This window comes from Alphaproteobacteria bacterium (assembly GCA_019746225.1).
In the GTDB taxonomy this organism is placed as follows: Bacteria; Pseudomonadota; Alphaproteobacteria; order Paracaedibacterales; family VGCI01; genus VGCI01.
The window spans coordinates 54,946-67,058 of sequence record JAIESE010000038.1 but is presented as its reverse complement, the minus strand read 5'-3'; the positions used below and the strand labels follow the sequence as shown (position 1 = coordinate 67,058).

General features: G+C 43.9%; 11 protein-coding genes. 3 read left to right on the top strand and 8 right to left on the bottom strand.

Annotated elements, in window-relative coordinates; all coding sequences use genetic code 11:
* Together K2Y18_07075 and K2Y18_07070 are read right to left on the bottom strand one after the other, a co-directional pair.
* On the bottom strand, positions 1-1,536 hold a 1,536-nt coding region (locus K2Y18_07075; protein ID MBX9805497.1), incomplete at its 3' end, for a hypothetical protein.
* 151 nt (positions 1,537-1,687) lie between these two features.
* Positions 1,688-2,755, bottom strand: a complete 1,068-nt coding sequence (locus K2Y18_07070) for a hypothetical protein (protein ID MBX9805496.1) — start codon at positions 2,753-2,755, stop codon at positions 1,688-1,690.
* 163 nt (positions 2,756-2,918) lie between these two features.
* On the opposite strand from K2Y18_07070, the gene K2Y18_07065 reads away from it, so the two are divergent.
* Positions 2,919-3,413, top strand: a complete 495-nt coding sequence (locus K2Y18_07065; protein ID MBX9805495.1) for a cupin domain-containing protein — start codon at positions 2,919-2,921, stop codon at positions 3,411-3,413.
* 102 nt (positions 3,414-3,515) lie between these two features.
* Here K2Y18_07065 and K2Y18_07060 read toward each other — a convergent pair whose 3' ends face one another.
* Positions 3,516-4,367 (bottom strand): hypothetical protein, encoded by an 852-nt coding sequence (locus K2Y18_07060; protein ID MBX9805494.1) that lies wholly within the window; start codon positions 4,365-4,367, stop codon positions 3,516-3,518.
* Positions 4,368-4,443: 76 nt separating this feature from the next.
* On the bottom strand, positions 4,444-5,073 hold the full coding sequence (locus K2Y18_07055) for a hypothetical protein (protein MBX9805493.1): 630 nt from the start codon (positions 5,071-5,073) through the stop codon (positions 4,444-4,446).
* Positions 5,074-5,352: 279 nt separating this feature from the next.
* Between K2Y18_07055 and K2Y18_07050 the strand changes: the two genes are divergently transcribed.
* Together K2Y18_07050 and K2Y18_07045 are read left to right on the top strand one after the other, a co-directional pair.
* The gene (locus tag K2Y18_07050; protein MBX9805492.1) at positions 5,353-7,395 is read left to right on the top strand and encodes a ComEC family competence protein; all 2,043 of its coding nucleotides are present in this window, start codon (positions 5,353-5,355) and stop codon (positions 7,393-7,395) included.
* 134 nt (positions 7,396-7,529) lie between these two features.
* Entirely contained in the window at positions 7,530-7,961 is a 432-nt protein-coding gene (locus tag K2Y18_07045) for a hypothetical protein (GenBank protein ID MBX9805491.1), read from the top strand.
* A 368-nt stretch (positions 7,962-8,329) separates the two neighbouring features.
* Here K2Y18_07045 and K2Y18_07040 read toward each other — a convergent pair whose 3' ends face one another.
* The 4 genes from K2Y18_07040 to hscA are packed head-to-tail and all read right to left on the bottom strand — an operon-like array spanning position 8,330 to position 12,102.
* Positions 8,330-9,280 carry a small ribosomal subunit Rsm22 family protein gene (locus K2Y18_07040; GenBank protein MBX9805490.1) on the bottom strand — a complete coding sequence of 317 codons (951 nt, stop codon included), beginning with the start codon at positions 9,278-9,280 and terminating at the stop codon, positions 8,330-8,332.
* Positions 9,281-9,295: 15 nt separating this feature from the next.
* Positions 9,296-9,868 (bottom strand): ferric reductase-like transmembrane domain-containing protein, encoded by a 573-nt coding sequence (locus K2Y18_07035; GenBank protein MBX9805489.1) that lies wholly within the window; start codon positions 9,866-9,868, stop codon positions 9,296-9,298.
* Between the two features lie 29 nt (positions 9,869-9,897).
* Positions 9,898-10,227: a ferredoxin family 2Fe-2S iron-sulfur cluster binding protein gene (locus K2Y18_07030; protein MBX9805488.1), complete on the bottom strand. Its 330-nt coding sequence runs from the start codon at positions 10,225-10,227 to the stop codon at positions 9,898-9,900.
* A 24-nt stretch (positions 10,228-10,251) separates the two neighbouring features.
* Positions 10,252-12,102 carry a Fe-S protein assembly chaperone HscA gene (gene hscA / locus K2Y18_07025; protein ID MBX9805487.1) on the bottom strand — a complete coding sequence of 617 codons (1,851 nt, stop codon included), beginning with the start codon at positions 12,100-12,102 and terminating at the stop codon, positions 10,252-10,254.
* Positions 12,103-12,113: the final 11 nt, after the last annotated feature.

The following is a 12,113-nucleotide window of genomic DNA, read 5'->3' as shown; positions in this document are numbered from 1 at the left end:
ACTTTCTTTACGCTCATTTCCTTGAAGGATAAGAACTTTTAATTCAGGTGCAAAACGTGCGGCTTCTGACTTCCAATTGGTCATGAGGCTGGTCGGGGCAACAACCAGAACAGGGCCTACCATGCGCCCACTTTCTTTCTCGACCATAATATGAGCCAGAGCTTGGATGGTTTTTCCAAGGCCCATATCATCAGCCAATATGCCATTGAGGTTATGATCTCGCAAGAATTGAAGCCAGCTTACCCCATCTTCTTGGTAGGGGCGCAACGTGTTGTTAAAGCTGTCAGGGAGGATGACTTTTTCAATCATTTTAAAGTCGCGCAACTTATTGCCAAGCTCACGGAGTTGGCTGGAACCAAACCAGCGTAGTTGGCTTGCTGTCATGGCATGTTCGAGTTCCGCTAATTGGGCAGACTGCCACGTAGACAGGCGCAAACGACCATCGTTGGTGAGAGCATTGAAGTCATAAAGCTCAATTAAGGTGCGGGCGATGAACTGAATTTTCTTGGCTGGAATGGGCAAATATCGACCGTCTTCGAGTTGCGTATAGATCACTTCTTCATCGGATAAATTATCATTGTCCATGGTTGAGCGAATGTTGGGATTGCGCAACAAACGAACGATGTGGGGTAAAATATTGATCCGTTTCCCCTCAATTTCAACACCCATTTCCAAGTCGAACCAATCGATGCCAGAGGTCGCTTCATTATCAATGTTGGCATACCATTCCCCAATATCCTTAATGGGTTGGAACGGAAAGCTGGGGTCGGTTTCAATTTGCCACCCGTTCTCTTTAAGTTGAGGAAAGAGTTCATCGGTGATCATCATTGCGGTTTGGATAATTTTTTCGTCAATTCCTAAGGTTGGCAAAGCGGGTGATTTTACATCAAAAATGAGGTTGGCCATCTCCATAGTGAATGGGTCAATTTGATGGGCAAAGTCCCCCATTTTTTTCCATTGGCTCATGGAAGGGTGGGAGAGAAGTTTTTGCTCCACATTTATATTGCGGGGGATGTTACTATCTTCTGGTTTTTCATTATGGGGAACGCGTCCATTCTCATAGGCAAACGAAACATGGGCCAAAAACTTCTTTTCTTCTTGGGTCATGGACCATGGGCGCTGCTTAAAACGCACATTATTCGTCATGATACGGAAAATGGGTGTTGGAACTTGTGTAGTTGTCTCTTTTGCTTCCACAGGAGCCTTTGGTGCCTTTTGCTGTGCGACTGCCTCTATAAGAGAGGCCGCCACATGCTTGCAATTATGATCCATGGGACAAGAACAATACCCATCAACGGCAAACACGCCTGCTTTAAAACTGACAATGATATCGGTCTGATAAGCATTGACGCCGGTGCCTTGAACATTGGATTTGATTTTCCAGTCCCCATGCTTATCGTGGCCAATCTCAAGAAGCGTGACACGCTTTTCTGTCTGATAGGCTTTCCCGCGCTCGAATAACAAGGCATCGAAATCTTGTTCAATATCACTTAAAGAGAAAAATGGACTTGATTTCATGGCTGTAGATTTCATCACGCTTCATCTGCTGAAAAAATTGAGGAACTATAATAGATAACAGTTTTTTTCACAATTAAGCAAGGAAAAAGTGAAATCATGTCAAATTTTAACGATTTTCAGCATTTGTCCTTCCAAAATTGAGACTGAGATTTAATCTGTTGTACCTGACTTATTCCCACAACGTCCGAAAAGTGTCTTTAATCGATTCCAACGAGACTTCGCTTCCCACTTTACGATCTGCATAGGTTGTCAAAATAATCGGAAACGCGCGCGGGTTTTTTGTGTTGGCAAACACAATGCCTGGAAATAGATGCCAGTGGCATGACCCAGTTTCAAGGGCATTCAGTTCTTTAGCTACAGCCGTGAGTTTGTTCCACTGAAGTTTGTTAACAGCGCCAATCGTGGTTGCCGGAATCAACCCGGGAGGAACCCATAAGCCAGATGTATCCGCCCAAGAATAGCCCGGCATCCACAGGTCATAGTGAATTCCTTTGCTTGTTTCCACGGAAACAAGATGCATTTTTTGAGCGTCCTGTCGATTGCGGACCTGGGGCCAAAAGGCGAGGCGATCTGATATTGGCTCGTTGAATTTGGCGACGCGCAAATATTTTTCCATATCATCTCTAACCGTTTCCTTTGGCACATGATAGGATACGAGTCGCTCATTTAATTCTTCTCGAATAATTTTTCTCTGTTCGACCAATGCGTATTGTTGATGAAGGATATTTTCAGCTTCTGAGATAGTCTTTTCACCCTCAAGTAGCTTTAAAATGAGAGAAAAGCATTCTTTGTAAGACTCTTGCAGGTTCAAATTTGAAGACTCCAGTGTTCTAAAAAGAAGACTCATTTCATGAAATAGATTGAAGGCTGTTCCTTCGGCCCACGCCCAAAAGTCCCCTGCTTCTGCAGCCTTTACGATGACACCTTCATTGGCAAGGGCGATTTTTGGATGAGTTAAGGCAAATACGGACATCACGCCGTCCACATCCAAATGGTTGTTGACCACGAGGTCGTAATCTAGGTTCTTGTTCGCATGTAGATATTTAAAACAGATTTCCGTTGAGGTTCCTGCCCTGTACTGCGCTTCAGTTTTATTAGGTCGCCAGTGGCTCAACTCCCCATCTATACCCTCTCTGAATTCACCACCAGCCGCGCCATCAACATATAGGGTTCGAGTGGATGTGGGTCTTGGGTGAGGGCATCCCAGGGCATAAAATTTAATTTCTTGTTTCATCATAATCTCCTAAAAAATTGAGTTTTTCCAGTAACGAAATTTAACGTAGCTCATATGTGACAAAGATATGTCATTTATGCCAATATTCTGTCATAATGCTTATATGAGCGACAAAATCGTCCAAAATTTAGGGAAGAATCTGGCTTATTTGCGTAGGAGCCGGGGATTGACTCAAGGTATGTTGAGCAATGCCTCAGGTATTCCGCGCACAACTCTTTCCTATATTGAATCGGGTCAGGGGAATCCTTGCCTCAAAATTTTGAGTGCACTGGCATCGTCTCTTGGGGTTTCTATAGAGGAGCTATTAAGCCCTCCGCGCCCCAGCTGTTTGCTTATTAAAGAAGCAGAATTGAAGCGGCAACTAAGGGCCAGAGGTCAAGCAGCAGTAGTGACCTTGCTCCCTGATCCTGTTCCTGGGTTACAGTTTGAACGGCTTACTTTAAACCCAGCTGCGTTGATCTTGGGAATTCCTCATTCAAAAGGAACGAAGGAGTATTTTACCTGCACATCGGGTCGCATTGTTGTATCTGTTGAGGGGGAAGAATTTACCTTAGAAGTCGGGGATGTTTTGGCATTTCCAGGGGACCGGAAGCACTCCTATCGCAATCTTATGGGGGCTGAAAGCACCGGTATCAGTATCGTTGTTTTGCAGGTATCTTAAGGGGTGATAGGGTATTTCTGTGGTAAAAGAGAGTATGAAAAGTCAAAGGATTAGAATATTTAAAAATGGGCTTCTTTCACAAAGCCCATTTTTATAGGATGGCTATTTAATTTCTTGAACGATAAACGTGATACCACCATAACCTTTACCGTCGCCAACGACGGGGACTATAGTCCAAGTAGTAGAGTTTTTAATTTCTTTGGAGTGAGAGCTCGTCGAATTAGAGACGCCATTATATGTGGTTTGAGAACTGCTACTTGATTCTGCATTTAAGTATATTGAAAAAGGAGAGAGAATAAAAAGTTCTTCAGCTTTATTAAGGCCTTTGTTCAATCCTTTTGAGTTTGCGATAAAAGACAATAACTCCTTCGTGTTAGGAGCTTTCAATTTTAGGATATATTTTTTACCTCCTAAAGAAAATGGCTGCTCGCCACTTGCGAGCTTTTCAAGATGATCACCTGATACCCTGATTGATTTTGGAGAGTTTGACCAGCTGAAATCTTTTGATTTTAAGGTAGCTGCCCCTATTTCTGAAAATTTAATTTCAGGTGGGGAAGATGCGTTTTGCCGAAGGGCATGCCTACCTGTGGGTTGTGAGCTTGATAAAGTAGGGTTGGCCAGACTTGTCCCTTTCTGTTCCTCATTAACGGAAACAGTAACCCGCTTTCTTGTGGAACGAGGAGGTGCGGCTTTTTTTTCAGGTTCACTGGACTTCGCTTGAACAGGACGCGCTGGGGAATTTGAGGATGAAGAAGGCAGAGCACTTTGTGCTTTGAGGACTGGCTTTGCTTGATCCGAAAGGGCAGGTGTCCCTCTTGCTGCTTGTCCAGTAGTAACTTTCACAGAGCGATTGTCAGGTTGCTTGCCTTCCAAATTGTCTAGATCTATGCCGCGTGCGTTGTTTTCAAAAGCAATGGTTGCCATTAAGGTAATGGTAAATAATTTTATTTTCATTACGTTTATCCTTTGTAAATATTGTTAACATCAATTCATAATTTATCTTGTTCAGTATAATCATTTATTTCTAGGCTTAAATTTTAAATGTCTGGGTCATTAAAGTCAAAATAGTCGCAACTAAATGTTGAGGGACATTTGTCGCATCTATGTTTACATTTGAGTTGCCATGCGCGTTATTTTTGACAATAAACTCTTTTGCTTGGGCCAATATTTCTTGAGCCGTCAGACTATAGGGTAAATGGAGTATTTTGTCATAACATGTAATTGTAACACCCTGTGGTTTTGTAGCAGCGATAGCAGAGTCTGAAGAAAGAGGCCCCGGATTATTAGGAGCTCTTCCCTTTGGGATGGGTAAAACAGGGTTGGCTGCACTTGCTCCTTTTGATTCCACCTTAACAGGAGCACGGACACGATTTCCTGTAGAATGAAGATGCGTATCTTGTTTTGCAGGTACTCCTGGTTTCGCTTGAACAGGACGCGCTGGGGAATTTGAGGATGAAGAAGGCAGAACACTTTGTGCTTTGAGGACTGGCTTTGCTTGATCCGAAAGGGCAGGTGTCCCTCGTGCTGCTTGTCCAGAAGTAACTAACACAGAGCGATTGTCGGGTTGGCTGCCTTCCAAATTGTCTAGATCTATGCCGTGTGAGTTGCCTTCAAAAGCTATGGTTGCCATTAAGGCCATGGTCGATAATTTTAGTTTCATTAAATGAGTTCCTATATAATTATTTAAACACAAAGCTTTCATTCAAATAGTGAAATTAAGTCAATTGTACTTCAAATATTGTTAGTTGGCTTTTGACAAACAAGAAAAAACCAACAAATTATGAATACCACAAAGGATATGTTTCCTGCAATAAGGGTTACATTAGATCATTTCTTTCATGTGAGAAGGATTAGTTGCGTCAACATATCGCCTTGATATTATGTGTTTTCAAACATAGGGTTTACTCGAATACATAACTCAACCTAGGGTTGAAAGTCTATGGCGGCTCTATCTACAGCCTTTTTTGAGGATCAATCTCGTTGGTTTTTATGGTGGCCGGTAGGTATGGGAATTGGCATCTCGACCTATTTTTCCCTGTCCTATGAGCCTTCTTTATCCGACACAGCCCTCTTTCTTTTCATAAGTTTACTTCTCTTTGGTGTGGGAATGTATTACAGAAGGCACAATTATCTGTCTCTTATTCTATCTCTTGCACTCTTGAGTCTCAGCATCGGGTTCGTTGCTGCTAAGATTCGCACCCATCAGCTGGCAACTCCCTTTCTCCTTACAAAAATGGATGACGTCCAGATTACGGGCCGCATTGTGGATATTGAAGAACAACCCAACCGGCATCGCATTACCTTGGATCAGCTGAACATTTCTGAAAATGTCGATTTGCACAAAATTCGCCTTACTCTTCCCTTATCGAAAGACTTGACTGTGGCTATTGGTGATCACGTATCTCTTCAGACATCGCTCCTTCCTCTATCGGACCCGGTGAGTGTGTACGGTTACAATTTTCGACGTCAAGCTTACTTTCAAGGGATTGGGGCAACTGGTCGTATCAAGGGACCGATTCAAGTGATTGATAAGAACGATAAGTATCTATGGCTCGAGTCTATGCGGTATCGTCTGACACAAACTATACGCCGTCTTCTTCCTGGCCAAACCGGTGAGGTTGCGGCCGCTCTGATTACGGGAGATCGTTCCGGCATACTCCCCATCATTCGCCAAGCCTTCACGGATGCAGGCCTGGCTCATATCCTTGCCATATCGGGTCTTCATTTGACACTTGTGGCGGGTCTGGTTTTCTTGGTCTTTCGACGGAGCCTCGCTCTCATTCCTTTTCTTGCTGAAAATTACCCCATCAAGAAATGGACGGCTGTCCTGGTGATCCTCGCGACATTTGCATACTTATGTATCTCCGGATTTGGGATTCCCGGTCAAAGGGCCTTTGTCATGATTACCATTGTCATGGTGGGGATTCTGTTGGACCGCAATCCTTTGTCCATGCGGTTGGTTGTTATTGCCGGCACACTCATTTTGCTCTTTCGACCAGAAAGTCTCTTGTCCGCAAGCTTTCAACTCTCCTTTGCCGCGGTTGTGGGATTAATTGCGGCCTATGAGGGGGGATGGGCCCCTTTGCGTCAATGGTCTTTAGAAGGGGGGTATTTCCGGCGTCTCGTGGCTTATGGTACAGGACTTATCGCGACCACCCTCGTGGCCACACTGGCGACTACCCCTTATACGGTGGCCATTTTCAATCGATTTACATTGCAAACCATCGTTGGCAATTTTCTTGCTATTCCTTTAACCAGCATCGTGATCATGCCAGCGGCTACCTTAAGTGTGCTCACTCTTCCCTTTGGGGGGAGTTCCCTCATTTTTTCCGTATTTTCTTTTGGACTGGAAAGTTTGATACAGATTGCAAAGATGGTGTCCTCTTGGCCCGGTGCTGCTATTGTGGTTGCCACGCCGCCACCCGCATTTCTGGCCCTCCTTACTTTAGGAGGTTTGTGGGTTTGTTTTTGGAAAAGGTCTTGGAGATGGGGTGGGCTCATTCTCTGTGGTCTTGGGTGTCTCACGCCCTTGCTCTCTTCACAACCGTCAATTTATGCGGCTGGCGATGGTAGTGTCTTGGCATATCACAAAGATAATATTCTCTATGTCTCAGACTTAAAGCGCGGGCGCTTTTTCACTGATCAATGGATGAAAGAATTGGGTTTGAGAGAGTTAAGAGAATGGCCTGAAACCCGTGTAAAACTGGGCTCTGTCTTGTTAATCAATCACCCCTATTCTTCCCCTTATACCCCGTTGCAAATGACAAGAGAAAGATGCTCAGTTAAAGCGCTGGTTACGACAGGATACGCTTGGAAGGACTGTAAAAGATTGGGGTCAAAACCAAAAATTTTAATAGATCGTTACACCCTAAAACGTGATGGGACTTATCAAATATGGATTTCTGAAACAGAGGTTTGTGTAAAATCCGTCCGGAAGTCTCTTGGAAAAAGACCCTGGAGTTGTGATTATAAAAATGAATAATGTTAACCCTTTAATAGCTTGAGATATAAAGTTTATATTGAAATATGTTTGTAATTATGATATAGATTCATATCGAAATTTTAATAATTTTATTTAAATAAAAGTTATAAATGAAAATTGATGAGGAGATAAAAATGAAATCTATAAGTTTAAAGACTGCATGTTTTTTTCTTTGTTGTTCTATAATTGGAATGCCCTGTTTTGCTATGAATTCAGATACTCCCGACAGTTCTGTAGGTCAGCAAAATAGCCGTACAAAATTCCAACGCGATGATGGACAAAGAATGACAGCTCCTTTTTCAGAAAATGACGTTTTGACGCAAGCTGAGAAACGTCCAACCAATTTTCCTTATATTACGTACCTTCGAAGTCCAGAAGGTTTAGAAGAAATGAAAAATCTCATCGAACAAATTAATCAGAATGGCATTGCACCTGAGCCGTATGGGATAGAATATGCGGCAAACGTTTCTTGGGATAGAAACATCCCAGGGCACTATAGCAACAAAGTAACCATAGCTAGAGTCGTTGATAAACGCTATTCTTCCTCTCATGCAAAGGTACTTTAGCTAAAAATTAGCTTTTTTTGAGCTGAGACCTGAGACCATGGTCATGTTAGTTTCTTGTTTTAATTTAAAAAAATCTATACAACATGGTTTTGTTTATAATCTAAAAGATCATTGCATTTAAGAAGTATAAAAAAAAATTGGTGCCACTTGAGCCGGCGGGGTATAGCTCCTCTCGCGACCTGACAAGCAGGTGGGAACCATGTGCCAAAACCACGGTTTTGGTAGGGACAGTCTCCGAGAAGTTAGATAGGGTCCGGGGATGCAACCCCGTCAAACCTAGCAGCACCATCTTTCAGTATACAGGAAGAATCGTTAACTTACAATGAAAAGGATTTTCGGGTATTTCAGAGAACTCCTTGACAACCTGATCACCCTTTCCAGCTATTCCCCCAAACAACCTTCGTGGCTTGTTTATACAAAGCCTTATCCTTTTTGGAAACGGTTTGGCGTTTCAGCCCATTGTGGGTACATAAATCTAAAGTTACATGACCAGAGCGTAATATTGGTTTTCGAATGATCCGAGCTTGAGCCCTCGCCACAGGATCACGTAATGCTACAAGAAAGCTGTATTTTTCATCTTCGTACGGTAGTGAAACCTTTTTAATTTCACGATGAAAAGCGGGGCGTGATAAGCGCGTTGAAAAATGACACCAATCCCCTTCTTTCAATGGGCAAGCATCATGATGTGGACAGGGTGCTGCAATAAAGGCACCTTCAGCAATGAGGAGATCTCGCAAATCCATCAATTGTTTGTACGCGAGGGGTGTTCCGGGTACCACAATAACCAGCCCTTTTTCTGTTGCGGACCAAGCTTTCTTCAAAACATCCGTTTGGTCTTCTGGAGAAAGTTCATTTAACACGTATGACAAGAGAATCAGATCAAAGCGCGTCTGCAAAGAATGAGTTAAGAGGTTTGCACATTGGAAAGTAAGTGTCTGGTGGTTCGTCTCTGGTAGGTCTTGAAGGAGCTTTTGCGACACCTCACTCATAAAACCATCCCTTTCAACCAAATGAACCCTTTCGGCTTCCGGCCACTGAAGGCCAGCTGCCAAAGCAGCGGTACCAGGTCCGGCACCTAAATCCAATATAGTAGAAATGTCTTGTAGGGGAACTTGAGGTAAAACTGCTTGCATCGCGGCAAACGTAGCGGGCAGCCTTGCGGCAACATAAGCAAGGGCCTCAGATGAGGAAGCAAATCCACCGCCATTCTTCTCTCGATAGCGCATCGTCAGCTTCTCCCGGGCTGTAATGAGAGAGGATTTGAGCTCGGATGTTTTAAGAAGAGATTGAATGCGATCCTGAAGCGAGAGGGGGAGCAAAGTGCCTAAATTCCTTTATTTTTTCTTTATTCTTAAGAATTGCAAGATTAAAAGGGGGGTAAAGAGGACGGCTGCCCAAAACTTTTGTCCAACAAGAATCATATGAATAATCACGGCGGCTTCAGCGATATAAACCTTTTTATGCAATTTTTTCCACTTTAGAAAGGTAAGCTTCCTAGAACTATACTTATTGCTCGTTATAGCGAGAAGAAAGAGGATTGGGTATCCAATCAACATCACTGGCGCAATGGCGGGATGAAGGGCGTAGGGCAGGGTCTCTAGGATGCCACCTCTTTTAATAACAAAGCAAATGATGTGGATTGTTGCGTAAAAAAAACAGGCCACGCCGAATTCTTGACGATGTCGATTTAAAAGGGTGATGAGCATCCATTTCGGGAAGAGTTTTTTGAGAGGGCTTAAAGATAAGACGGTGATTAAGAATCCTACCGAAAAATAGCCTGAATAGGGGGTCAGAACCTTCCAATACTTAGGATCAATAAGGAGCATTGATGCCATGATTACAGCGCCGAGGTGCGTCCATATCCACACGTGGTAGGTCTTAAATAGAGGTGATAGTCTCGTGGTCATCAAAAATTATAACCTTTGTTATTTTCGACCTATAACATCATGTTGCGGGTAGCGGCTGGCAAACGGACGACGAGGCCATTGAGTTCCTCTGTCATGATAATTTGACACCCTAACCGGGAGGTTTGCGTCAAACCAAAGGCCAAATCTAACATGTCTTCCTCATCCTCAGTGGCACCTGAAAGGAGGTCATACCATTCGGGTTCAATAATTACGTGACAGGTTGAACAAGCAAGAGAACCTTCACAGGCACCTTCTAGCTCGACTTTATTACGATGGGCAATTTCAAGGACGGACAACCCAATGGGCGCATCAACTTCAACGCGATCTCCGGACGGGGTTATGAATGTCATATTCGGCATATTTTTAAAACTCCAACTTATAATTTACTCTTTTGCGGGCGAAAGGCCATCGGCGGCTTCGCCAACCAGGCGTTTAACGCGTCGCGTTGCGAAAGGAACACTCATAGACTCTAACATTTTTTGTCGCTCCACAATGACGTCTTGATCTGCATCTGTCAAGCGTTGCTCCAAAGCCTCCATGGCCCTAACTAAAGTTTCTCGTTCAACGGTTGATAACAAATCTCCATCTACTTTAATAGCCGTATCCAGCTGGTGAAGCAACTGTTGTGCTTTGACTTTTGTTTCGATTAAGAGACGATTTTTGATGTCGCCTTCCCCATGAATGATGTTTTCAGCCAAAATGCGTCGGTAATCTTCCTCGCTTAACCCATAGGAGGGTTTGAGAGTGACTTCTTGGCGTGTATTTGTTGTTTTTTCAGTGGCACTGACGGTGAGCAATCCATCCACATCCACCATAAGGGTAACCATAATTCGGGCGGCTCCTGCAACCATGGGGGGAATCCCATTCAATGTAAATTCGCCCAAAGACCGACAATTTTCGACCAGCTCTCGCTCTCCTTGAAGAATGTGAATTTTCATCATGGTCTGACCATCTTGGTAAGTGGTAAACTCTTGTGAAAAAGTTGCTGGGATAGGGGTGTTTCGGGGAATGAGTTTCTCGACAATGCCGCCCATCGTTTCTAAACCTAAGGATAACGGTGTTACATCCAAAAGCAGTGTGTCGGTGCCCTTTGTCAACGCTTCCGCTTGTAAGGCTGCGCCAAGAGCAACAACTTCATCAGGGTTTACATGGTTTAAGGGATCTTGCCCAAAAAATTCCGTGACACGTCCTTCGATAAGGGGCATGCGGGTGGCGCCTCCTACAAGGACGACACCTTTCAGGTCTTGGGGGCTTAAGTCTGCATCAATCAATACTTGGCGACAAATGTCTATTGTTTTCTCGACGAGGGGTGCGCTCAAGTTTTCAAGGGTCGATCGATCCAATGGAAAGTCCTTCCCGCCAGGCAAGGCCCACATTCCACAATCTTGATGAGTTAAATATTCTTTTGCAGATCGCATGGTTTTCAAGGCTTGTTTGTAAAGCGCTGGGGTGAGATCAATTTCCGGAGATAAATGATGAAAATACTCCACGAGCAAACGATCAATATCGTCTCCGCCAAGTGTGACATCGCCCCCTGTTGCCAGCACTTGAAAGACCCCTTTTGTCATGTTTAAAAGGGAGATATCGAATGTCCCTCCCCCCAAATCATAGACAGCATAAATGCCTTCCAGCCCTTGATCTAAACCATAGGCGAGCGCGGCCGCTGTTGGTTCGTTAATGAGCCGTAAGACTTTCAATCCTGCAAGGTTTGCTGCATCCTTTGTTGCTTGTCGCGCAGCTTCATCGAAATAAGCTGGAACGGTAATGACAGCTTTTTCAATGGCTTGCTTTAAAGACGTTTCTGCACGTTGTTTGAGTGTCCGCAAAATGTCGCTTGCGACTTCAACAGGTGTTTTTGTCGTCTCCCCAATTTTTAATTGCACCATTGTGTCTGTGGCTTGTTCATTTTGGGTGGGTGTGAATTTTCCCGCACTCGTGAGGGCTTCTTGTGTAGATCTTCCCATGAGGCGTTTTGAGGAGGTTACGACATGATCAGGCACTTCATCAATGAGGCTAAGAGCTTCTTCTCCAACGATGGGTGCTTTCCCTTTAAGATAAGCAACAACGGAAGGAAGAAGGCCCGTTCCTTCAGCGTCCGTTATGATGACTGGTTTTTGATTTTCACAAATCGCGACAACGGAATTTGTGGTACCTAGGTCTATCCCAATCGCAAGAGCTTGAGACAATTTTTCCTGTACGAGATTTCTGTTTGGTTCTGTAATTTGTAAAAGCATTGGTTGCGATT

What these genes read in the sequence shown, in the direction of transcription:
- K2Y18_07070 (MBX9805496.1), bottom strand. Translation starts at nt 2,755, where the DNA reads ATGATGAAACAAGAAATTAAATTTTATGCCCTGGGATGCCCTCACCCA.
- K2Y18_07060 (MBX9805494.1), bottom strand. Translation starts at nt 4,367, where the DNA reads ATGAAAATAAAATTATTTACCATTACCTTAATGGCAACCATTGCTTTT.
- K2Y18_07055 (MBX9805493.1), bottom strand. Translation starts at nt 5,073, where the DNA reads ATGAAACTAAAATTATCGACCATGGCCTTAATGGCAACCATAGCTTTT.
- K2Y18_07050 (MBX9805492.1), top strand. Translation starts at nt 5,353, where the DNA reads ATGGCGGCTCTATCTACAGCCTTTTTTGAGGATCAATCTCGTTGGTTT.
- K2Y18_07045 (MBX9805491.1), top strand. Translation starts at nt 7,530, where the DNA reads ATGAAATCTATAAGTTTAAAGACTGCATGTTTTTTTCTTTGTTGTTCT.
- K2Y18_07035 (MBX9805489.1), bottom strand. Translation starts at nt 9,868, where the DNA reads ATGACCACGAGACTATCACCTCTATTTAAGACCTACCACGTGTGGATA.
- K2Y18_07030 (MBX9805488.1), bottom strand. Translation starts at nt 10,227, where the DNA reads ATGCCGAATATGACATTCATAACCCCGTCCGGAGATCGCGTTGAAGTT.
- hscA (MBX9805487.1), bottom strand. Translation starts at nt 12,102, where the DNA reads ATGCTTTTACAAATTACAGAACCAAACAGAAATCTCGTACAGGAAAAA.